This window comes from Methylotuvimicrobium alcaliphilum 20Z (assembly GCF_000968535.2).
Classification (GTDB): Bacteria; Pseudomonadota; Gammaproteobacteria; order Methylococcales; family Methylomonadaceae; genus Methylotuvimicrobium; species Methylotuvimicrobium alcaliphilum.
Genome location: NC_016112.1, coordinates 3,447,348 through 3,472,049, shown reverse-complemented (window position 1 = coordinate 3,472,049; position 24,702 = coordinate 3,447,348). Strand labels below are relative to the sequence as shown.

The 24,702-nt window shown below is 49.2% G+C and carries 9 protein-coding genes; 4 read left to right on the top strand and 5 right to left on the bottom strand.

All coding sequences use genetic code 11. The annotated features are described in order from the left end of the window. The first annotated feature begins 26 nt into the window (after nt 1-26). Both MEALZ_RS14625 and clpB read left to right on the top strand, forming a co-directional pair. Nucleotides 27-1,616, top strand: a complete 1,590-nt coding sequence (locus tag MEALZ_RS14625; protein ID WP_014149429.1) for an autotransporter domain-containing protein — start codon at nt 27-29, stop codon at nt 1,614-1,616. Nucleotides 1,617-2,189: 573 nt separating this feature from the next. After that, a complete protein-coding gene (gene clpB, locus MEALZ_RS14615; RefSeq protein ID WP_014149428.1) occupies nt 2,190-4,769 on the top strand; it encodes an ATP-dependent chaperone ClpB in 2,580 nt (859 codons plus the stop codon). A 226-nt stretch (nt 4,770-4,995) separates the two neighbouring features. Here the strand turns inward: clpB and MEALZ_RS14610 are convergent, their stop codons facing one another. Further along, nucleotides 4,996-6,069, bottom strand: a complete 1,074-nt coding sequence (locus tag MEALZ_RS14610; protein WP_014149427.1) for an amidohydrolase family protein — start codon at nt 6,067-6,069, stop codon at nt 4,996-4,998. A 579-nt stretch (nt 6,070-6,648) separates the two neighbouring features. Continuing rightward, the gene (locus MEALZ_RS14605) at nt 6,649-7,038 is read right to left on the bottom strand and encodes a DUF4168 domain-containing protein (protein WP_014149426.1); all 390 of its coding nucleotides are present in this window, start codon (nt 7,036-7,038) and stop codon (nt 6,649-6,651) included. Between the two features lie 598 nt (nt 7,039-7,636). Here MEALZ_RS14605 and phoB point away from each other — a divergent pair. Both phoB and phoR read left to right on the top strand, forming a co-directional pair. Beyond that, the gene (gene phoB / locus MEALZ_RS14600; protein WP_014149425.1) at nt 7,637-8,329 is read left to right on the top strand and encodes a phosphate regulon transcriptional regulator PhoB; all 693 of its coding nucleotides are present in this window, start codon (nt 7,637-7,639) and stop codon (nt 8,327-8,329) included. Nucleotides 8,330-8,335: 6 nt separating this feature from the next. Continuing rightward, entirely contained in the window at nt 8,336-9,634 is a 1,299-nt protein-coding gene (gene phoR, locus MEALZ_RS14595; protein ID WP_014149424.1) for a phosphate regulon sensor histidine kinase PhoR, read from the top strand. Between the two features lie 609 nt (nt 9,635-10,243). On the opposite strand, the gene MEALZ_RS14590 is transcribed toward phoR, so the two are convergent. The 3 genes from MEALZ_RS14590 to MEALZ_RS14575 all read right to left on the bottom strand — a co-directional run bounded on the left by MEALZ_RS14590 (nt 10,244) and on the right by MEALZ_RS14575 (nt 24,692). After that, a complete protein-coding gene (locus MEALZ_RS14590) occupies nt 10,244-10,723 on the bottom strand; it encodes a hypothetical protein (protein ID WP_014149423.1) in 480 nt (159 codons plus the stop codon). A gap of 1,736 nt (nt 10,724-12,459) precedes the next feature. Continuing rightward, complete coding sequence (locus MEALZ_RS14580; RefSeq protein ID WP_014149421.1) at nt 12,460-14,100, bottom strand: PKD domain-containing protein; 1,641 nt, start codon at nt 14,098-14,100, stop codon at nt 12,460-12,462. Between the two features lie 278 nt (nt 14,101-14,378). Then, a complete protein-coding gene (locus MEALZ_RS14575) occupies nt 14,379-24,692 on the bottom strand; it encodes a filamentous haemagglutinin family protein (RefSeq protein WP_014149420.1) in 10,314 nt (3,437 codons plus the stop codon). Nucleotides 24,693-24,702 lie beyond the last annotated feature (10 nt).

The following is a 24,702-nucleotide window of genomic DNA, read 5'->3' as shown; positions in this document are numbered from 1 at the left end:
GAATTAATTTGATAGTAGGCGACATTATGTTCACTCAACAAGGCCTTTTTTTTCAACGACAACCCTGCACGATGCTTCGTCAACTGGCTTGGTTTCCGCTCGTCGTTTTACTCGGCAGTTTCAGCCTCAGTCATGCGGCAATCGTAGCGCCCGCATCAGTCAACCTCTTGACCGGTCAAGCAGCCAGAATCGTCCTTGCCAATCAAGGGGAAACGATCCGAATCACGCGAGGACCCGCCAATGGCGCCTTAGTCAATAACGGCGACGGTTCGGTCAGTTACACCCCCAATAGCGATTATATCGGCGCCGACAGCTTTTCCTTCGCCGCCGACTTTGCCAATGAACCGATCACCGGCTCCGGGACCGTCAGCTTGAATGTGAGGTCCATCGAATCGATGGCGCCGTTCTCGAATGAAAGTCAAATACTCAAGGTCATCAGCAAATCGAATGCGCCCGAATTGAGGCGATTCTACGAAAACTTCACCCGCCTGGACCCATCGACTCAATTCGAAGTGCTGCAATCGATAACGCCTTTGCAAACTGCTGCGCAAATCAACTCGGCGGCGATGCAGTCGAACATTCAGATTCGCAATTTGCTGTACCGTCTCGACGAAGTTCGGCAAATGCACCGGCACGAACAAGAAACGGGCGGCATTAAGCTGAGCGCGAACGGTCGTACCTTCAGTTTGGCCAGCCTGTTTCCGTCGCAAGCCCAAGGCGGCGGCGCCGGCGACGAACCGGAAAGCGGCGATTTGCTCGACAACCGCCTGAACGTTTTCGTCAACGCGCAATACAACAGAAACGATAGAATCACGACCGACTTGGAAGTCGGCTCGGACTCCGATGTTTTCAGCATCACCATCGGCACCGATTATCGTTTTACCGATGCATTGATACTGGGCGCCGCCTTTGGATTTAGCGATACCGACACGGATTATCAACGTAGAGCCGGTAACTTATTGAACCGAGGCTACAGCGCTTCGGTCTACGGTTCTTATTTCATCACCGACAACCTCTATCTGGACGGTATCTTCACCTATACGGGCAATGCTTACGACTCGCAGCGGATGCTACTGATACCCGACGCGCTAGGGAATATTTCTCGGCAGAATAGCCGGGCGGACTTTGGCGGCGACCAACAACGCTTCAGCATCGGTTTGGGCTATGATTTACCGATAAAACAATGGACCTTGGGCGTCAAGGCGAGGACCGAATACGGCCGCATGAACATCGATGCCTATCGGGAAAAAGGACCGACCGGTTTGAATCTACTCGTCGACGAACAATTCAATGAATCGGTGCTCACGGTGCTGGGATGGCAAGTCAGCTATGCCTATAGCGCGCCCTTCGGCGTGCTGCTGCCGCATTTGGGCTTCGATTGGGAACACGAGTTCAAAAACAACAGCCGGGACATGGTCATGCGTTTTGCCAACGATCCGTCATTGCCTTTTGTGATCAGGACCAATAACCCCGATCGGGATTATTTCATTTTTCGCGCCGGCATGAGCGCGATTTTGGCGAACGGTATCTCCTCGTTCGCCCAATATGAAACCTTGCTGGATCAACGTTACGAAACGATGCATACGGCACGCATCGGGGTCAGATGGGAGTTTTGATTTCCGGCTTTTGGAACGGGAATGAAATAACGACGCCCTTTTCGCGCCTGCCCAAGCTCAGCTTAGGAACGAGCATGAAATAACTTAGACAACGGTTGGAAGGGGATTTGGCGGCTCGATTGACAGGTGTCGGCGGCAGGGATAGCCGCCGTCAAGCCTACACGGACGTATTCACGGCGTCCTGTCAAGCGAGTCGCCAAACCGCCACAAAGCCTACTGCTTGTAAAAGTTATTTTGTGCATATTCCTTAGGAAGGCAGTCCCGGAAGATCGGCTTCACATGACGCAGGCGGAGATTGCAAAGTCGTTTCCCAAGCAGATCTCTCGTTTTTATACACATATTCCAAAGTGCCCCCATATGTGAAAGATATTCAAACAAGTGGAGAAAAGTAATGATGACCAGCTCCACTTGCCAGCGAACCCGGTAGCGCTCAGCGATTGATGCTGAAATGCTTTTTCTCGGATTAACGCGAACATGGCCAAAAAAAGGTAATTTTTCTCGGCGATCTTGAAAAACAGCCGGTTACCCTCCATGTTAGGAGTAATATAAAAATTCACCGATGAGGTAAACAACATGAGAATGGATAAACTGACCAGCAAGTTTCAGATGGCGTTGGCCGATGCGCAAAGCCTGGCTTTGGGCAAGGATCATCAATTCATCGAGCCGGCCCATGTGATGCTGGCGTTATTAAATCAGGACGGCGGCAGTATTCGGCCGCTGTTGTCGCAAATCGGCGCAAACCCGAATATCGTACAGGCCGAATTGACCAAGGTGCTTGAACGCACCCCAACCGTTTCAGGAATCGGCGGCGACGTGCAGATTTCCAACGAATTGTCGCGCTTGTTGAACGTGACCGACAAGCTCGCGCAAAAACGCGGCGACAAATTTATCTCGAGCGAATTGTTTTTATTGGCCGCCTGCGAAACATCGGGCGCTCTGCAAGATATCCTAAAAAAAGCCGGCGTGACCCGAGCGGCTGCGGAAAAAGCCATAGACAATGTCCGTGGCGGACAAAACATCGACGATGCCAACGCCGAGGAGCAACGTCAAGCATTAAGCAAATACACGATCAATCTGACCGAGCAAGCCGAACAGGGTAAGCTCGATCCGGTGATCGGCCGCGACGACGAAATCCGCCGCACGATACAAGTCTTGCAGCGCCGCACCAAAAACAACCCGGTATTGATCGGCGAGCCCGGCGTCGGCAAGACCGCGATTGTCGAAGGTTTGGCGCAGCGCATCGTCAACGGTGAAGTTCCCGAAGGTATCAAAGGCAAACAATTGTTGTCCCTCGATATGGCCGCGCTGATCGCCGGCGCGAAATTCCGCGGCGAATTCGAGGAGCGCCTGAAAGCAGTGTTGAACGATATCGCGAAACAACAAGGCCAGGTTATTCTGTTCGTCGATGAATTGCATACGATGGTCGGTGCCGGTAAGGCGGAAGGCGCGATGGATGCTGGTAACATGCTCAAACCCGCTTTGGCGCGCGGCGAGCTGCATTGCGTCGGTGCGACCACCCTAGACGAATACCGTAAATACATCGAAAAAGACGCGGCCTTGGAGCGCCGTTTCCAAAAAGTCTTGGTCGACGAGCCGAACGTCGAAGATACCATCGCGATCTTGCGCGGCTTGAAGGAGAAATACGAAGTGCATCATGGCGTCGATATCACCGATCCCGCGATCGTCGCGGCCGCAACGCTCTCGCATCGTTACATTTCCGACCGGCAACTGCCCGACAAGGCGATCGATTTGGTCGATGAAGCGGCAAGCCGCATTCGCATGGAAATCGACTCGAAACCGGAGGCGATGGATAGGCTGGACCGGCGTTTGATTCAATTGAAGATCGAACGCGAGGCATTGAAAAACGAAACCGATGAAGCGTCTAAAAAACGTTTGGAAAGCCTTGAGGAAGCGATCGAGAACCTGGAAAAAGAATATTCCGAGTTCGACGAAATTTGGAAAGCCGAAAAAGCCGCGCTGCAAGGCACGACCGCGATCAAGGAAAGACTGGAACAAGCCCGTTTGGAATTGGAAGTTGCCAGTCGCGCGAACGATCTGAGCCGCATGTCGGAATTGCAATACGGCGTGATCCCTTCGCTGGTCAAGGAATTGGATCTGGCGTCGCAGGCCGAAATGCAGGAAATGAAACTGCTTCGCAATAAGGTAACCGATGAAGAAATCGCCGAAGTCGTCTCGAAATGGACCGGTATTCCGGTCTCGAAAATGATGGAAGGCGAGCGCGATAAATTATTGCGCATGGAAGAGCAGATCCAAAAACGCGTGGTCGGACAAACCGAGGCGCTGATCTCGGTTAGCAACGCGATTCGCCGTTCGCGCGCGGGTCTCTCCGACCCGAACCGGCCGAACGGTTCGTTCCTGTTCTTGGGGCCGACCGGCGTCGGCAAAACCGAACTGTGCAAGGCATTGGCCGAATTCTTGTTCGATACCGAAGAAGCGATGGTGCGCATCGACATGTCCGAATTCATGGAGAAGCATTCGGTCGCGCGTTTGATCGGCGCGCCTCCGGGCTATGTCGGCTACGAAGAAGGCGGTTATTTGACCGAAGCGGTGCGGCGCAAGCCTTATTCGGTAATTTTGCTCGACGAGGTCGAAAAGGCGCATCCGGACGTGTTCAACGTGCTGCTGCAAGTGCTCGACGACGGCCGGTTGACCGATGGGCAGGGCAGAACGGTCGATTTCCGCAATGCCGTCGTCGTGATGACGTCGAACCTCGGTTCGGACCGAATACAGGAGTTGGCAGGCGAAGAAAACTATGCGGCAATGAAATCGGCGGTTATGGAGGTAGTCGGCTACCATTTCCGTCCGGAGTTCATCAACCGTATCGACGACGTCGTCGTGTTCCATCCGCTCGGCCGCGACCAAATCCGGTCGATTACCGATATTCAGATCCGTTATCTGCGCAAACGTTTGCTCGATCACGATATCGATCTTGAGTTGAGCGAGGCGGCGCTGGATAAACTCGGTGAAGCCGGATTCGACCCGGTTTACGGCGCAAGACCGCTGAAACGCGCGATACAACATCAATTGGAAAACCCGCTGGCGCAAGAGATTCTTGGCGGAAAATTCGGTCCAGGCGACAAAATTGTTGTCGATGTCGAGGGCGGGACATTGGCGTTTTCGAAAGCGGCTTGATTCCTTGAGGCCGGTCGGGCTTAGGAAACAGCAGTAATATATAATTTTTATACCCCTCGTAGATCAAAATTCGGCGCCGGGGTGCCCGTCAAAGGACGCCGCGAATACGTCCCTGTAGGCTCTATGCCAGCTCCATGCTGGCAAAGCCTTTGCCGAGCCACCCCGGTGCCTCCTTAGACACTGCCGAAATTTGAAGTGCGAAAGGTATATCCCGAACTAAGGCTAATTACGAGTCATCGCCGTCGTCTACCAGCGTTTTTGTTTTATCGCCGGTGTAAGGCAATGTCACCGCTTGTTTCGGGAGTAATGCCAAGAAATTGTCGCGCGCGACTCGGTGAGCGGTGGCTTCGTTAAGAGCATCGAGAAATGGGTTGTATGCGTGCAAGGCCTTGCCAATATTCCCGAAACGGCCTACTGCATCGGAGCCGAGCATAAAGCGGTCCGGATATTTTTCGATTAATTCGAGCCATTCGCTATCCGGCTTGCCGTTTTCATCCAGTAGATAATGATTCAACAAGCTCCAGGATAGGTCGATATATAAATGGACATGTTTATTCAATAGTCGATCGAGTAACCCGACGATAAAATCCAGTTTCATTCTGCGGTTGATCGCCATGCTGACGCCGGCATGTGCCCAAATGAACTTGGTGTCTGGGTAAGCGCTCAGCGCTCGGGTCATTTCTTCGACATAGAGCGGTTCGTGTTCTCTTTGAGAGGTCACGTTGCTATGTATTATCACTGGCATATCCAAACGGGCGGCCAATTCATAAATGCGAGGTAATCCGCCGCTATCGGCACGTACCGGATTACCTAGATTGAGTGCCGTTAAATCGTCGTGGCGCGTCATCACTTCGCCTATTCCTTCCCAGAGTCCCGGATAGAGACGAATCATGCGCTCGATATGATCGACCGCATTCATGTCGTTGGGATTGAATGCGCTGATAAATGGATGAATGCGTTGGCGATGTGCCGGCGGAAGATCTTTGACGGCCTCTGCGACAATAACGTCCGAGGCACTGTACCAATAGGTCGGCGCGTCGTCACCGAAGACATAGCGAGGTTCCTTCGGTTCGTTTTCATCCCATTTTTTGGTGACCGGTAGTCCGGTTAACATGACATGATCGATACAGGCTTGATCCATCGCGGTCAACAAAGCCTGAATGCCTTCGCTTCGTTGAAAAAAATTGACAAAGTGAATGTGGGCGTCGGAATAGCAGTAATGGCGCTCTGATTGAGCATGCCCGGTAGTTGGTGCCAGAAAGAAATAGAGAAATAACGGAAAGATTATTAATGATGGCATGGGTAAATGTTCCTTGTCGTTATCATCGATTGAGGATGATAATATTTCCGGTTTTTTATACTGCACGATCTTGTGAAATTAATGTTTGAGTCATTTTTCCAGCGTTTGCAAGTATGCAAGTTCTTGATTGTGTGGAAAAGGAAGGGCGAATACGAGATGAGGAAATCAACAGTAAAGATATCATGCAACTGTTTTCGGCTTGCAAAAGCCGGTTGCTTTTAAACATTTAATTGAAAGATAGACAAAGCCAAGCCACGACCCCATCAAGGAAATACAGAATATTCCGGAAATGGTCGCGGCACCTTGAAGTCCACGCTTAGCTTAAAGCCCATGCAATGACTCGCCGATTGGATGTATACCCATCGTAGATCAAAATTCGGCACCGGGGTGTCCGCCAAAGGACGCCGTGAATACGTCCATGTAGGTTCTATGCCAGCTCCATGCTGGCAAAGCCTTTGTCGGACACCCCGGCGCCTCCTCGGGCACTGCCGAAATTTGAAGTGCGAAAGGTATAATTGCTCAGTCCCCTGCATCCATGTAGTCGTCTTTTTCAAGAGGGACTGAACAATTACGATTGGTTTACTTAACCGGTCGGGAATTACCGAATATACGCTCGGATAATTCGGGATTATTCTGCAGCATCGCGACAACTTCGCCATATTGCTCTATCGACAAGCCGGTTTCTTCCACGGCCTCTATCATTTTTTCCTGAGCCTGTATTTGTATTGTCTCGGCTTCTTGCTGATTAGTTACCGAGTTTAATTTTTGCGAGAATTCTTGTCGTATCGATAACAATGCCGAATGAGCCTGGGTAAATTTATCGATTGTTTGCGGATCGATTTTAGCCGATTCGGTTGCGATAGATGGGTTTGCAACTTCGGGAGAGCTTGTTTCTTGCGCGTGAATGGCGGTTGCCGTCGTTAATAAAACAGTGCAGATAGTCGCGATAGAATGGATTTTAAAAGTCATAAGTTCTCCTATTTAGCTGAAAATAACGTAACGGTTTGTAAGGCCAAGCCGATCGCCTCTAAATCCATCAAGTCACGGCGGTAGGCCGTTTGGACTCAGGGGTATGACCTTAGAAATAGCCGGTTACGATTACAAAGCAACCCCTCTTCGGAATCGCTTGGATGGTTTTCAGTCATTGTCATTTTAGAGGTGAGACGTTCCAATTTTTTGGAGTTCCGCCAAAATGAGAATGGCTGCCGAGCGAAAGCATGTTGAGTTCAAGCGGATTGAACTCTAGTCGAAAGTTATTAAAACCTAACGAGGCTTAAGCCCAATTAACACTGAGTCAATGTTGTATTTGAGACAGTGGTTTGTTGTGACTATTATCAACTCGTTAAGTTTCATCGAATTTAAATCAAGCAAGCTGAAAAGTCTCTGCGGCGTTTATTGGAGGGTGGTATAGACCTGAAGTAAAATACTTTTGCGACTCATAAAGCGGTTAACGCATAGTCGATTGAAAGCATCAGAAATCCAACAATATCGGCATAATCACATATTTGTCATAAAAACGTAACATAGCGCCTGCTAAAATCGGAATTTTATTGACCTGTAGAAGCATATGAGTAGATTGAGCGTTTTAGTCGTCGAAGATGAGGATGCTATCCGAGAAATGCTGGCGATGGTATTGGAGCAGTCCGGTTTCGAAGCGAGTCAATGCGCCGATGCCGAAGTGGCTAATTTGATTCTTCAGGAACGCATGCCGGATTTGATCGTGTTGGACTGGATGTTGCCCGGCATTAGCGGTATCGAATGGGCTAGGCGTCTTAAGAAAGACCAATTTTACCGGGAAATCCCGATTATTTTATTGACCGCTCGAGGCGAGGAAGAAGACAAAGTGCGCGGGCTCGAAATTGGTGCCGACGATTACATGACTAAACCCTTTTCGCCGAAGGAACTGGTCGCAAGAATACGCGCCGTACTGCGTAGAACCGGTAAAATCCAAGACTTGGCACAGATTACGCTTGGCGACATGATCCTCGACAGCGAGCAGCACCGGTTGACGATAGGCGACAAACAACTGGATGTCAGCCCGACCGAATTCAGATTGATGCAGTTTTTTATGACGCATCCGGATAAAGTCTATAGCCGCACGCAATTGCTCGATCAAGTTTGGGGGCGTAGTGTTTATATCGAAGAGAGGACCGTCGACGTGCATATTAGACGATTAAGAAAAATATTGGCCGAATACGGGCGGGAAGAACTAGTGCAAACCGTACGCGGATTCGGATACCGATTTTCGCTGATCAGCTAAAACCCAATGAATCCATGGATTAGGGAAATTGCAACATTATCGCTACTGTTGCTTGCCGCAATCATTGTCGGTGTTTTGGGGGAAATTCTTGTGCCGATGCTGTTTGTAATCTTAGTGAGCATTTTGATTCGGCAATTTTATCAGATTTATCGATTCGAAAAATGGATAGACAACGGCGGTAGTGGAAAATATCCTAAGTCGACCGGTATTTGGGAGGCTATTTACTACCACGTTTATCGCATGAAAAAGCGCGAAAAAAAGCGCAAAAAAAAGCTCGGAAAAATGGTCGATCAATTTCGCAAATCGACTGAGGCCTTGCCGGATGCTGCTGTTGTGCTGGGTCCTAACGATGAAATCGAATGGTCCAACAAAGCGGCGATGAAAGTTCTGGGTCTTGACAAATCCGACAAAGGTCAGCGAATACCTAACTTGATTCGTTTTCCCGAATTTACCCGCTACTTGGATAATCGCAAATACGATGATGTGATCGTACTTCCTTCGCCAGTCGATGCGAATGTGATGCTTTCAGTACGTGTCGTACCTTATGGAGTTGGGTTGCGATTGTTGTTGGCGCAAGATGTTACGCAGCTGAAAAAAATGGAAATCATGCGCAAGGATTTTGTCGCAAATGTGTCTCATGAGCTGAGAACGCCACTGACGGTACTGAAAGGATATTTGGAGACGATCAAAGATATGGATGACGGCGAATCGGGCTTATTGAGCAATTCGATCACGCAAATGCAGAGTCAAACCGAGCGCATGGAGCATCTAGTCGACGATTTATTGTTGTTGACGCGACTGGAAACTCAAAAAAAGAAGGCGCAATGCGTCGATATTCCAGGTTTGCTAAGTAAAATATGCAGCGAAGGCGCTAGTCTGAAAAATTCGTCAGGACGTATCGATCTCAAACTGGATAGTCAAGCCAAAATAATCGGTGTGGAAGAGGATTTACGTAGCGCTTTTACCAATTTGTTAGTCAATGCCTTGAAATATTCGTCCGCAGACTCCATCGTCAATGTGCGTTGGTATGAGCATCAGGGTTGCCCGAGACTGGATGTGGAAGATCATGGCGAGGGCATAGCGGCATCCGAGATTCCAAGAGTCACCGAACGCTTTTACAGGGTTGATACCAATCTCAGTAAAAAACAAAGCGGGACCGGTTTGGGGCTAGCAATAGTCAAGCATGCGCTGCAAAATCATGAAGCTAAATTAGAAATAAAAAGCGAAGTCGGGAAGGGAAGTTGTTTTAGTTGTATTTTTCCTGGACGTTTGATTTGCAGGGATGAGAAGGATGTTGTTGCGTGAATCGCGGCTTGCCGTCGTTTGTAGTAACCCTTAATACTCCCTTTTGATTGAAAAACCGTCTAAGAATAACAGGTATGGGATCTGTCTATCGAGGACTATCGTGAACCTCAGTAATTCCCAGTTTGAACATATTTTCGCAATTTAGGGTGTGGAGCATGTCTGTCGAGGAACGCCGTGAACCCGTCCATGGGGGCTTGACGGCGGCTCCCTGCCGCCGATATCCTCGCCAAGCATGCTCCACACCCTTTTTTTATCCTCAAATTGGGAATTGCTGCCATGAACCCAGCACCTAAATTCCATAGTCCATTGGCTATGGAATTTAGGTGCTGGGTATACCTTTCGCACTTCAAATTTCGGCAGTGCCGGAGGAGGCCTCGGGGTGCTCGATAAAGGCTTTGCCAGCATGGAGCTGGCATAGAGCTACATGGATGTATTTACGGCGTTCTTTAACGGGTATCCCGAGGCCGAAATTTCATCTACGATGAGTATAAATACGTCCATGCAGGCCTAGGGCCTTTGCCGGACAGCCCGGCGACTCTCCTCAAGTATCGTCGAAATTTGGAGTGCGAAAGGTATAAATCGATCGCGGAGAATGCCTTTGGTATGTTTTCAATTAGATGACTGGGGCTGTAAGGCGGGAATTTCCTGAAGCGGTAAAGATTGATATTTCTCAAGTAAATATTGCTTTAGCCAGGTTTCGGTATCGACATCGGTTCGAGGAGTATCGTCGATTTTTTGCAGCCGCTGTTTCAACAAATGACGCGGCGTCAACAGCAGTTCAATATCGGACATCGCAACGAACTTGTCCGGGTGGGTATTGTTGCCATTTATAATGTTGAAAAGCTGATGCTTCTTTAATGACAGGCTGTCGATTAAATCTTCGCGAATATCAAGCATCAATGGAAGCAAATCGCTGCCGGTAAAGTCGTCTTCATGCAAGCATCGGAGTCGTTTTAGCATGTAGTTGATTGCGAAGCGGTAAATGTCCGACTCCCGGACGTAAAACCTCGATGCGGTGACTTGAACAGCGTTACGAAGACTGTTTTCTATTCGTAGGGAAATGATGTGTTTCAGTTCGCTCAATTTCACAATCCTTCTCTATTTGTAATTATTCATAATGAGTATTCTGCTTAAATTATTAGCTAAATTGCTTAATCCATCGATCAGGATTAATAACTCGGAAAATTTTGGTGCTGGTATGCTCTGATTGCAAATGCAGCTGGAACATACCGTTCTGTTGCAATCAATTTTATAAACCTAATAAAAATTATTTTGTCCATGAAACACTCGAAAATTGTCAGTTAGGATTTGATCGTAAATAACTTCCCTATTTTAAGGAGAGTTCGGTTGCTCGTTTGGCAGGTGTCGACGGCAGGGGAGGCTGCCGTCAAGTCTACACGGACGTATTCACCCGGCACCTAAATCCATAGCCCATTAGCTATGGTTAACTATTGTGGGTAATTTAAGTGCTGGGTTCACGGCGTCCTGTCAAACGAGCAACCGAACCCCAGCAATTCCCAATTTGGGGATCAAAAAGGGTGTGGGGTGTGCTTGGCGAGGATGTCGGCAGCAGGGAGCTGCCGCCAAGCCCCCATGGATGGGTTTACGGCGCTCCTCGACAGGCATACCCCACACCCTAAGATCGGCGAAAATGCTCAAACTGGGAATTGCTGACCGAACCCTCAATAAAGCACATGGTTCCAGGATGTTATTTATCACTAAATTCTTAGTTATACTTTTCAACTTATTCGTCCAATGGGTGATTCAAGAGATTTATGTAACCGTATGATTAATTATGTGTGTTTCGTGAATTTCTTGGACTGACTGCCGAATTTAGAAGAAATCAATACCCTGTAACATTCTTGGCTGAACAATTACAGAAAATTCACATGGATATTAGATAGATTCATCTATCTAAATTTAATATTAAATTATTACAATTTTGTGACAAAGTCTAAATGTGACATGTTGAAAAGATATGATTTTCTGCCTAGACAGAGAATTTGCTTCCTTTATACTCAAAAAAAATGGCTCACTTTATAAAAGTATACCCATCGCAGATCAAAATTCGGCGCCTGGGTGTCCGCTAAAGGACGCCGTGAACCCAGCACCTAAATTATCCAAGATAGTTAACCATAGCCAATGGACTATGGAATTTAGGTGCTGGGTGAATACGTCCATGTAAGCTCTATGCCTGCTCCATGCTGGCAAAGCCTTTATGAACGCCATGGATGGCGTGAATGTCGATTTTGCATTACGCCACGGATGGCGTGTATTAGGGCAATGCAGGAGCAATTGCCGAGGAGCGAAAATCGACCGGGCACCCCGATGCCTCCTCTGGCACTGCCGAAATTTGAAGTGCGAAAGGTCTATGGGGTGTTGCTAGCGAGGGTATCGGCAACAGGGCAGATTTTTGTTCCTCGGCAATTGCTGAGTTACAAGGATGTAATGAATGCAGAAAATGCAGGAGCATTTCTCTGACCTGCATCGCCAAAGCGCTTACTGTTGGTGCCATAATACACGCCATCCTTGGCGTTCGAGCGCTGCCGTACAGCCCCGTCCATGGATAGATTCAAGGCGGTCATCGATAGATACACCCCATATCTTTTCAGTCTTAGACCTTTTTTCGAAGAAAAGGGAGTAGTGGTTAAAGGAATAACATTTCAAAATCTCTAAAAAAAGGGCTTCAATAAAGCCCTTTTTGATCTTTATAAACTCTAAAATAAACACAGTTTTACATTTTTTCGCCGTTATTTATTTTGAGGTTGTTAAATAAGTACACCGAACTAGATGAAATGATCGACCTAGCCGGTGTACTTTAACGATTAATTACATTCAGCGGATTCCGCAACCGTAATGTTTTCCGTCAATATTGTCGTTTGATTGCTTGCATCCCTGATCGTAACGGTAATATTGTAAGAACCAACTTCTTCATAGTAGAAATCCTCAACGTTGTAATTCGTAACTCCGGAATTGAGAGTAACCGGTCCCGTAATTTCGCCATCGCCCCAATCTACGGTAATAGTGTAGGGTTGAGATCCTCCTTGTATATTCGACAAGAGCAATACGGTTGGGTCGTTTAGAGTCACGTCATCGGTTTCTAAAGTGGCGCTGATATTACCGCTTGCTTGAGGATTGACTGTCACGTTAACCGTTGCGGACGATGATCCGGCGCTATTCGTTGTCGTGAGTCTAAAAGTCAACACGGTCGGTGTGGCGACGGTCGGTGCGGTAAATCCGGCTGAAGCACTGCTTGGGTTGGACAGAGTCACTGACGGTCCGGCAGTTTGTTCCCATGTGTAACTGTCGATGGTTCCTGTGCTTCCAGTGCCGTTAAGCGTTACGGACGCTCCCGATGTGACCGTTTGTGCGCTGCCGGCATTGGCTACCGGAGCCGCCTCAATAGGATTGACGGTGACTCTGACCGTATCTTCCGATGAGCCCGTGCTATTTGTTGTAGTTAATTTAAAAGTCAAAACGGTGGCTCCAGTAACGGTTGGCGCAGTAAAGCCGGTTGTTACGCTATTTGCATCGGATAAGGTAACCGATGGACCGGAGGTTTGTTCCCAAACATAGCTGTTAATGGTGCCCGTACTTCCCGCACCGCTTAAATTAATAGAGGCGCCTGAATTTACAGATTGGTCGCTACCGGCATTGGCGACTGGGGAGGCTAGTCCTTCGGCTACGGTTATAGAAACGTTAGTTCTGTCTATGGCTCTGTCGTTATCCCGAACGAACAGTTCAAAATCCAATGTAACCGGAGAGGTTTGATCGGGACTGGTAAATGTAAATGAAGCAAGCTCTGCTCTTCGGTTTGTCAATCTGACTTTGGCGCCTCTCGGTAATTGATTTCTTTTAGTCAAGAGCTTCCATCGGTATTGAATAATTTGTCCGTCATCGGTACTGCCGGATGCGTTTAGGTCAATTCCTGATGAAGCTGCCTCCCAAGTTACCGAGCGATTCGGCCCGGCATTCGCGATAGGCGGATTATTGACAGGTAGAACTCGGACTGCTACACGTCTTTTTGCAGTTGCTCTTCTGTCATCGCCATTATCGGCTTCCAATTCGAAGCGTAATCTGAGCGGTTTGGAACGTTTATTGGTTTTTTCAATAGTCGGCGCAGTGAATGAGGCGATAGGAGTATTGGGATTATTAATGACGACATCGGGGCCTTGTACTTGTCTCCACGTATATGTCAATTCTTTACCGTCAACATCAAAGGTATTGCTGCCATTCAAAGTAACAACTGTGCCTTCATCAACCGGCGCAATCTTGTCGATTCTGACTTTAGGTGGGGCAGCTTCAGCAACTTGTGAAAGAGACAATGAACTGATGGCAATCATTAAGCCAATCAATAGCTGCGATTTAGAATTGCGTTTGAAACAGTTAGTTCTGCCTCGGTTTTCCTTATGAGGCTTAATGTTTACCGGTTCTAGTGAACCCGATGATAGGTCTAATATGGTCATAAAACATTCCTTAAAACTTTAGTTAAAATTGGAAATAAGTAGCGATTTTGCTTTAGAAGAGTGCAGGCGTTGAACCGGGCCTATATAAAGCGATAGAAATTGTCGGCTAAAATAGAATGTCATCGCGAGCGCTCAGACTTAGTAGCTAGTGGAATAAGCAGGTCACCTTAAGATTCAGATGTTTCAATGGAATTATGCCAGCGCAATATGACAGCTCGGTGAAGGAATCATGACATTAATATGACAAAATACGCTGTTGCCTAACAAAGGAGGTCGTATCAGACATCTTCATCGCCAAAACCGATGATATCGACACTGATGATTCCCTGCGCTCCAGCTTTGTCCATTTGTTCTTTGGCTGATTTGGCAACATCCGCGCTATCGTCTATGGCTTGCGCTATGCTGGCCGCCACATTACTGACATTACCGAGGCCTGCAGCCAAACTTCCTGTCGAAGCGGTTGGTACGCCGACCGATACTCCGCCGACATCGATATTGTCGGATCCAACGATGGCTGTCGCACCCACGGTGACGTCTTTACCTCCAACCCCTGCTTCCGAAGCATCGATAATGCCTTGAAGCGCAAACAATAAGGCATCGCCTTGACTGCCGTCAGGCGCCATGTTCGCTCGGATACCGCTGCCAGCCACGGCAGGCGGTAATTCAATGATTATGTTGCCTTCACTGTCGAATCGAATGATCGGAGCTGGGGCCGCCAAGGCTGTTTTTGCTCCCCTACCGGCATCGATGTTGCCGTCCGTCGAACCGATTAAGATATCGCCGCCGCCGAGCGTCATGACTCGGGTCGTATTCACTTGAAAATCGTCTCGGACAATCGAATGCACGGCACCTTTTTTGATGGCTACGACACCCAGTTGCGATGCATCTTTGGCACCACTGGAATTAACCGCCAAACCGGCATTGATGCCGCCATTGGGCGTCAATAAATTGATGTCGCCGCCATCGGTGCTGTGTATTTTGCTGAAAAACATCGAAATATCGCCGGTTTGGGTTTTGTTTCTGTCTTTAGAAAATGCATCTTCCAAGATACTGCTGGCCGAAGCTCCTTCTCTGAAAACAGTGCCATTGACGGGATCGATCGTATAATCTTGGCGACCGGCCAAAACGGTGGTTCCCGGAAATAGCGTTTCGATGGCAGCTAGAAGTTCAAACTGCGCTCTATCCATTTCTAGTTTGAAATTGAACCGGGTTTGGGTATCGCTAGCGCTATCGAAGCTGTTTTTAGCAATCGAAAAACGATTACCGTAATTTTTCATGAGTCCGTTGAAGGTTTCGATCAAGTCCGCTAAATAAGGTGCGTTGAAATGCGATCGTTCAACAGCCGGCAAGCGTGCAAAGGCTGCTCGCGCCAGATCCACTGTCAAATCGTCATTGCCGGTGATTCTTCGCATATAGTCGGCAACCGCAAGCTCGTAACTTTCGTAAAGGCTTTCACCATTGCTTAGGTAGCTTTTCATAAAATCCGGTGCCGCGAATTGGGTTTGCGCTATTCCTGCAATCACATTAATTGCAGCACCGTCCTCCGCTAATGCCGTGTTGACTTGATTGCCCGTAGTCGTGATACCTTCGGAAGAACCCAAGTCGACATGTCGTCCGGCCATTAATGTCAAACGGCCCGGACCCGAAACCTCCATACGTTGAACAACATTAACCAATGCTCCGGTAGCGGGATTTCGAACGATGTCGAATTTGAAATCGCGGCCGGCCGATACGATCGATTCGGCATCTTCGATATTATGCTGAAATTGCAAGCTGACATTACGAATATCACGGCCGGCCGACACTTGTGTCGGTTTCGCCATAATGAATTGGAAAGGGTCCTTGCCCAGGATATCGCCAACGTCTGTGCTGATCAGAGCCGGTATAGGATCATTAATATGATTTGGAATCGAAGCATAGATTTTGTCCGGCTCGTTACTGATACCGGACAGTACCAATCTCAGCCTGGCGTCGTTATAGTTGGCGGCAGGATTCAATACCGTCGGCAATAGATTCGGGTTGGTGTCCGACATGGTCACATTCACGGCATTGCCATTGCTGGCGGTTATGATATTATTCGCGGCAAAAAGCTCAAATTGACCGATTTTGCTCGGATACATGATCAAGCCGTTTTTAAATATGATGTCGTTTGATAAGGCGTAGGCCTTCAATGTTCCGGGGGCCACCGATAGAGCGTCTCTGGCTGCGCCGTCGAAGCTGATCAGAGCGCCGCGTTGGAAATTCATTAAATCGACTACCCCGGAAACATCGTTGCCGAGGCTGATGTTTCCGGTAAGCGAAGTCAGATTGACTGCACTGTTCTCACCGTATCTAAAGAAGATCGATAGTAAGTCCGGGCGTTTATTGGCCGGTTGCGACAAAATCATCGGATCGATAATGGCTTGTAGGGCGATATCTTTGCCGGCAGTAATGTGATATTGGGCATTGCCCAAGGCCAATATCGGATTCATTTCCGCAATACTGACGGTCTTGAACGAGCCGGCATTGAGCGAGCCGGCAACATTAAAGGTCGCCGTACCGTTATCGACGTAATAGATGCCGCCTTTTAGGTCACCTCCGGCGTAGATGTTTAGGTTTCCGCCGCCATTGATCTCGACTTCATTGGTCAAGTAATTTTGATTATTAAAGTCGTTCGGATCGACTCTTTGTCCGACTTGCTTGCCGGTGGTTGGAATGACCACGGAGAGATCGCTAACCGTACCGCCGGCTGTGATAGTGATATTGCCGCCGCCCAAGGCGCCAACATTTTGCCGGTAATCCGGCGCGATGCCTGAACCGGTTCGCGTACCAATTGCGATACCCCAAGCGGTCGGTCTTTCCCCCGTGTGGGTTTCGTTTCGGGACCAATTGCCGGTTCTAAGTAGCCAATCCGAGGCGATTTGATTGGTCACCGCGCCGCGAATATCGCGTCCAGAGCTGAAGCGGATATCGCCGCCGTCTTTAGGGTATTCGACATAAAAATTGGAAGCCACGCGTATCAATGGAAACCCGAAACGATCCTCATCGTCCGGCCTTCCTGCCGTGTACACGACCGATTTATCGTTGCCGTAGACAATGTCGCGTCCTGCGCTGAAATCGATGGACCCGGTGCCTGTGCGAATCTTCACATCGTTGAAGAGGCGCATATCGCCGAAATTCAGATTGTCCGCGGCCACTACCATTTTCGTATCTGAAGAATTCAGGTCCGCGCCGGCAACGAAGTTGTAACTCCATGAACGCCCGGGCTGCAACATATCGATCACAGGCCTCGAGAAGGTAGGCGTCACCTGAAGTACGCCATTTTTGAAAGCGTCGCTTACGCCGTTTTGGAGCAACAAATCTCCACCTGCTCGCAGGGTCAAATAGCCGGGTGTTTGTTCGGATCCATAACGCCAATCGACTAAATCCCAGTTGGCGGCCAAGGTGAGATTGCCTTCCGATTTGACCTCTATTCCGGGAGCTAATTCGAATCCCGGTCCGAATGCCGTTGTCGAAACGCTATTCATGTACGAAGCGGTATCGTTTCTAATGCTATTGATTGCTGCAGCGTCCAGTCTGTTGAGGTTGTACTGTGCGACTGCTTCGATGACGACGTTAGAATCGCCGACAATGGTGCCGGGGGCAATCGGGGCGACATTAACCTGTCCTGCCAGGCGTTCGGCACGAATATGCACATCGCCTTCGCGGCCTCCATTGGCGGAGACATCGATCGATGCGCCATTCTGAATGCTGATACCGCCTCCGTTAGTCGAGGTGAGTCTGACCTTGCCGCCATCGCCTGATGCTTCGGTGGCGTTGGCATGCAATCGTGCACTTCCGGACAAGGTTAGTCTGCTATGAGCATTGAGTTCGATGCTACCGCCATGTTGGCCGCTGGCATCGAGCGTGCCTGCAATTGTCAATGCGCCTTTGTCGACGGTTAATTTGATATCGTTCGCGCTTATCGAATCCTCTTCACCAATGACTAGGTTGCCATTTCTCAATCGTAAATCTATTGCTCTGCTAAAACCGGAATCCACCAAGCTCTGATTCATCAAGCCGAACGGGTTACCGCCCATGCTGCCGAGGTCGAGCCGAACCGCCCCCCCCTCGGCCTGATTACCTCCCATCGCGTTGATCGTGCCATTCAAATTGACCAATCCCGTGGTTGCGGAAAGTGCAAGCGATCCTGCCGACATTTGTGGGCTGATAGCATTCAACAATAGTTGACTACCGGCTTCGGTGTTAATGTTCTGCCGCGCGGTCAAATCGATACGTCCGGCTGATATCGGAGCCGATTCGCTTAAACCCGCTCTTACCATTGTTCCGGACACATCAATGACGGCATTCTCTTTGAGGACAATATCGCCTGTTTTGGCATTCGCTTTTACGATACCGCTGTTGAATTGTAATGGCGTATCGATGACGACATGGCCTGCGTTTAAATTGAACCGTGCTCCAATACCCGGTTGCGAATCCACAGAGCCGGCTTGGTTGTGATTGAGCGCTAAGCGATAAGTGTCGGCATCGATCCTGGTTTCGGAACCTGAAGTACCGGTAATAAAGCCTGTTGTGATCGTTGTGTCGGCCAGAGTGTTGAGTGTGTTTACACTAGAACCGATTAACGACTCGGCTAGATTCAAATTGATATCATTGAATCCCGACAAGGTAAAGTCGCCTCCAGCCAATACTAGATTGTCGGCAGCGATCGACAAGGAGCCCGTCCCGTTGCCTTTTTCGGTCTGCACTGACTTGGATGCATTGGTCAACGTGACGGTATCGGCAGAAAGACCGGCGGATTTGCCGGAATTGTCAAAACCGGCAATACCTTTTGTAGCGATCGTCAAAAGATTGAATTCGATCGGCATTAGTTCGAGCTCGTCGTTTCTGAGCGCTAAACCCGAAGCATCGGTGCGGTAAACGCCGCCATAAATGTTCAAGTTGCTGCGGCTGGTCAGCACCAGTTGTTCGACATTCAATTGACTCAACTGCCCGTTATCCAACGAAAGCCCGGGTAGATTTTCGCTTACTTCACCGATATTGATGGCTTCAGCGGCAATATTTAATGACTTGCCGGCATCCAACACGCCATTCATTTGTAGATTCCGGGTCGAATCCAAGAGTATCGAACCGCTCGGAGCCAAGGTTTGAGCATTGTCGCTGATCAACAGATCTCCTTTCAGACCTTGGGTGCCCGTTCTGACGATTTGCGCTTGCGCATCGCCGGAAACGCGTAACAGGGCACCGTCTCCCGTGGTTGTCAAAATCTGTCCGGGTGCCGAGCTGTCTTTGCCGCCTGCTGCCACGATTTGAGCACCGGCTTGGAGTTCAATCCTGTCCGTGGCGCCTATAATGATTTCCGAACCTTCGAGGCGGGTTCCTTCGGCGATTTCGACAGTTTTGGACTTGACGTCGAGTTTGATCGCACCGGTCTCACTGTCGATTGTTCTGATACCGCCTAAAAATAAGCTGCCTACGGTAAAGGTATCGAGATCGCTTACACTCAGTTCTACGAGGCTTGCAGCGCCTGTCTTATCGTTGACCACGGCGATGTTGTCGGCAATGACATCGACCAAACCTGCCAGCCCGCCGTTTTTGGCGTTGGCGAGAACGGAAGGCAATTCTAATTGTGATTTTGCGTTGAACAGCAGCGATCCCGCATCTTCAGGTAAGCGAGGAATCGGCGATTCTTTACGCTGTGCTTGTTCGACAAAAAATTGATTGGCTGTGGATAGGTCCAATTGTGAACGAGTCAAGGCAATTTTGCCGGGTTCGACGGCAAATCCGGACCAGCTCTGGTCCTTGATGTTGGTGCCGCTGATCGCTCTAAATCCTGCCACGACTGGGGCACCGTCTAAATTGACCGAACGGCTGCCTTGGGCCATATTGACGCTGTCTTGCTGAGGTGTTATCAAATAAGCTCCGGGAAGCAATGCATAGCGCGCAGGTAATAGCGTGTAATATCCGGCTTTTAAACCGCTCCCTTCACCCAAATAAATGCTGTCGCCGATCGACAAACCCGAACCGGGAAATTCCAGCGGGTCGAACGGTGCGTAACCGGAATGGTTGGGCAAGACCGCAAAAGAATTACCGGTAGCTAAGACATCGGCGGAACCGCCGATGCCGGGGATGAATTCGTAGGCCAGCAAATCGCCGCCCCCGGAAATATCGATAACGGCGCCTTCGTCATGTTGAATTCGGTCCGCATTGACGGTTATTTTTTTGGTTGGCGTTTGCACGATCAGATTTTGATTATCGATCGGATATAACCATTCCAAACCGGCTTCCGTGACACCGAACGGAATAATTTGATCTTCGGCGGATACCGAACTCAAACTGTTTGCGCCGAAATGAATCGTTTGAGATGCATCGAATGTTAATTCGCCGAAAGGCACTTTAATGGCGCCGTCATGCTGAATGTTCGGAGCTGTGACCGTCAATTTTGCATAGGCGGATAAGATCGGTCGAGATTGATCCCCGCTGCTGAACGCAATGCTTCCGTTAGGATCGCCTTTTACAGTCAATCTGTAATCACTGAGCGTTGTCGGATAGACTTGATCGGCCTTAAGGTTCAACGCCGAATACGTCGAAAATTCACCCAAATAGTCGCGTTGCGTAAACAATGTGCGAATGCCGCGTAAGCGAATATCGCTATCCGCGTTCAGATCGACTTGCTTGAATCCGGAAGTAAAAACACCTCCAAATAGTTCGATTAGGTCGGCATTGACCTGAAGATGGCCGTCTCCACCCGTTGGGTTGCCGGTCGCACGTCGAGTTCGGCTCGAGCCTAGAGACGCATGCGCCGCATTGAAAACGACCGTGCTAGTATCGTTTTCCGATAGTCTTTGCCAAGCCATTTTTGGGCTGTCGAAGTTTACGGCATGTTGTAAATCCAAATGGATATCACCCTGAAAGCGAATTTCGCCGTCCGCTTGCACGTTCAAATTTGCAAAACCGGAATCAGACACTTGTTGGGCTGCTATAAAGCCTTGTCTTTGCAGTCCGGTTGGAAGCGCATCGCCGTATTGGCTGAAGGAGGCATCAAAAAATTCATTCTTAGTTTGGGAGAAATTGAGAATGCCCGGTTTTATCGGAAAGTTAGGAATCACTCCTTCTTCAACGGGGATTTCTCTGAGGGTGTCGTCTAGACGGACCGTTAAAGTACCGCCGGACGTGCCGGGCGCTTTACCGCCTTTGGCCAGCATGCCGCCTTCGATGAAAATGGCTTCGGCGCTGCTGATGGTAATAGTTCCTCCGTGCGATCCAACTTTTTCCGTACTGAAGGTAATATTTTCCGCGCCGGGCAATAGGCGAGGGCGGTTTAGCAAGGCTTCCGTTCCCGATACATCGATCTGCGAACCTCTGTTGGAGGCTATGTAACCGCGGGCGGCGGTTAAATTAACGTTTCCTCCATTGTGGACGATGCCCGTTTTGAGCCCGAACGCATCGGTCAACGTCATCGCGATACCGGAAACATCGATTCGCGCATTGTCGCCGAGCCAAAGTCCCTGGCGGGGTTGATACAATGGGTCCAGCGTCGGTAAGCCTTGCGGCGGAATGATGCTCAAGGCTACGTTACCGCCGTTTGCTTTGATCGATCCATCGAAAAATAAAGACGAATCGGAGACTAACGAGACGTTGCTCAAGGCATCGGCAGTGATCTTGACGTTCTTATTAACGATTAAATGGCTATTAGGGTTCGGATTGATGCTGTGAACCGATTGCAAAGTTAAATTGCTCGGTAGGCGGTCGATCGCAGGGAGCTTGCCCAGTCGAGATATTCCGGCAATGCTATTCGAGCTGCTACGATTAATGGCATCGCCATTCAATAAACGATTAGTTTGTTGCAGTTTGATTTTAACGCCTTCGTCAACGACCAAGCCGTTGATATTGGCAGTCAGAATATAATCGGAAAAACCGCCTTTTCCGAAAAAATCGGCTTCGAGTTGTAAAGGGCGTAGCCCTTCCAATTCTTCTTCGCGTCTGCGTAGAATCGCAATCGCATTGGCCTCCAGTTCAAGCGTGCCGCCTTGACGAATAGCATAGGCGCTGAGCGCGCCGTCCAATGTTATGTTGGAACCTGTCGTTTCTGCTTCGGCGTGAAGATGGATACCCCCGGCTTTACCGTCTTGAATATTGCCGCTCGTTTGCAACCAAGCTCCCCCTCCGACGTCGATGCGGCTGCCTTTCAGAATATCAATATCGCCATTGGCGCGGGCAATAAAGCTACCGCCATCCAAAGTAATCTTATTGTTATCCAATAGATCGAACGGTGTGGTTAGATCGTTGACCCAACCACCTTGAAGATCGATCCTTGCATTGCTGCCGAGTGAAATCGCACCGGATAGTCTGCCTTGGGTTCGGGCATTCAAATCAGTGGCAAGATTTACCTGAGCGCCAGCGCCTTTGATTTCACCGCCGATAGTGATAGCCCCGCCTTGTAAATTCAATTGAGCGCCATCGGCTAATTTAAGTCTACTACCGTCGGAAACAGTCACGGTACCGTGCGCCAAAACTGACAAGTCCATGATACCGCTTTGTGACAGCGGTTGAGTACGCAGCACCAAAGGGGTGAATCGACTATCGTTTGAGGAAGGGAACGGCTGGTTTAAGTCGACATTAACCGTCGAATTTGTCAAGACATTGGCGAATACCACTGCTTGATCGACTTCCGAAGCGGAGCGCATGTCGATCGTCAACGTGCCGCCCTTGGGGCGTTCCGCCAAGGTGCGTTGTAATCGGCCGCTGACGGTTGTGCCGTTTAACTGACCCTCCAGGATGACATTGGGACTGGCAATGGTCAGACTGCCTGCATCATGGCCGTCGGTATAGCCGGCTTCTTTGCGTGCCAAGGCAAACGGACCTTCGGTAATCCAGGCTTGCTCAACGCCCCATTTTTTATGGTTTTTGACGACTTTTCCGTAAATGCCGTCGTAGCGCAATGACGGATGCGCTTCGCTGATATCGAACACGCGGCCATTCGAGATTAATTTCGAAGTGCGGATATAGCCGTCTAAAAATTTTACCGCGCCGCCGGAAAAATCGAGTATGGCATTGTCTTTAACAATGGTATCGCCTTCTGAGCTGAGGTTGATTTCACCGCCTTTAGCCAATCGTTCACCCAAAGGACGCTCGATAGCATCGATAGCGGGTTGAATGTTGGCCAACGGCGTACCGGCTCGAATATCGACAAAAATGGTTTCACCAAATAGCACTCCATTTCGCTGTAGCGGTGCATCACTCAGTTGGTTCAAACGTAATTCGACTGCGACGACATTGCTCTCCATCGGTTTGACAGTAGATTTTACGCCGGAAACATCGATTTTAGCGCCGGAATCGATCAAGATACGGCTGTCATTTCGGTTGGCCGAGGCTTGCAGAGGGTTTGACGGGTTTTGGGTTGCTACGACATTGATTTTTCCGCCCGGCAAGTTGACTTGCGAACCGCTTTGAAAATGAACCTTGTGCGCCATGATGTCGATTTGCGAGAGCGGCTGAATCTGTTCGTCGATTGCAGTCAAACCGGTGTCCAATTCCGGCAAAATCTCGGTTTGGCTGTTTTCTCCAAGACGGACGGTGGCCGACGTTCCTAAATCGTCGCCAGTATCAGTAGCGCGTGTAGTTCTGCTGGCTTGCATGGCATAACCGTCAGGCGTTTGGAATGTCGTGGCTCCTTCTCTGGCGATTAGGCGAACCTTGCCATTGATGTTCATTGAGGTGCTAGCCGAGACTTTGCCTTTTTGATTGACGGCAAATCCCACTAAGCTGATCGTGCCGCGTTTAGAGGCGATGCTACCTAAATTGTTGATTTCGCCTCCGGTTTGTACTTCAACCAATAACCCCTCGTTGCCGGCCTCTTGTAAATAGACCCTATCGGTTGCGGCAGCCAACACGACTTGCCTGTCGTCGGCTTCGATATTACCCTCGTTAGTAATAGTCGGCGCAATGATCAAGATATTTTGGCCTTCGGTTGACTTGATTTGGGCACCTTCATCGACGTTTATTGCAATTTTGATTTTGTTGCCATCTTCATCGAGTCTAAAACTACCGTCTTCGTTTTTTATATAAAAGTCTCCATTGCCATTGAAGGCTGCCGTTCCATTGTTGGCAAAAACCTTGGTGATACCTTGGTCGAAAACATCATCGGTTATCGCTAGCGTCGAGGCTACCAAACCTCTAACATCAACTTTCGAATTTTTACCGAATACGAATCCATTGCTATTAACCAAATAGACCTGACCGTTGGCTGTTAGTGTTCCCAGTATACGGCTAGGATCATTTTGAAAAATCCTGTTCAACGCAATGGAGTTCGCACCAGGTTGTTGAAAGTGTACGGAATGATCCTGGCCGATATTAAAACTTTGCCAGTTTAGTATTGCTCTATCGGTATGCTGATCGATGCGCATGTGGTTGCCGGTAATCGATGCAGAGGCATTACCCATGCTGGCCCAAACCGGGCTTGGGACCGGCAGGTTTCCTGCCGCATGCGTTGCCGCCAATGGATAAATTCCGATCCCGCCGAGCATCGCAATCCTGACGCAAGCAGCGATGGGACTTAGCGTGAAGCCGGTTGAGACACTCTGAGATTTTTTGCTGGTTTGTTGATTAGCCATGTTCATTACC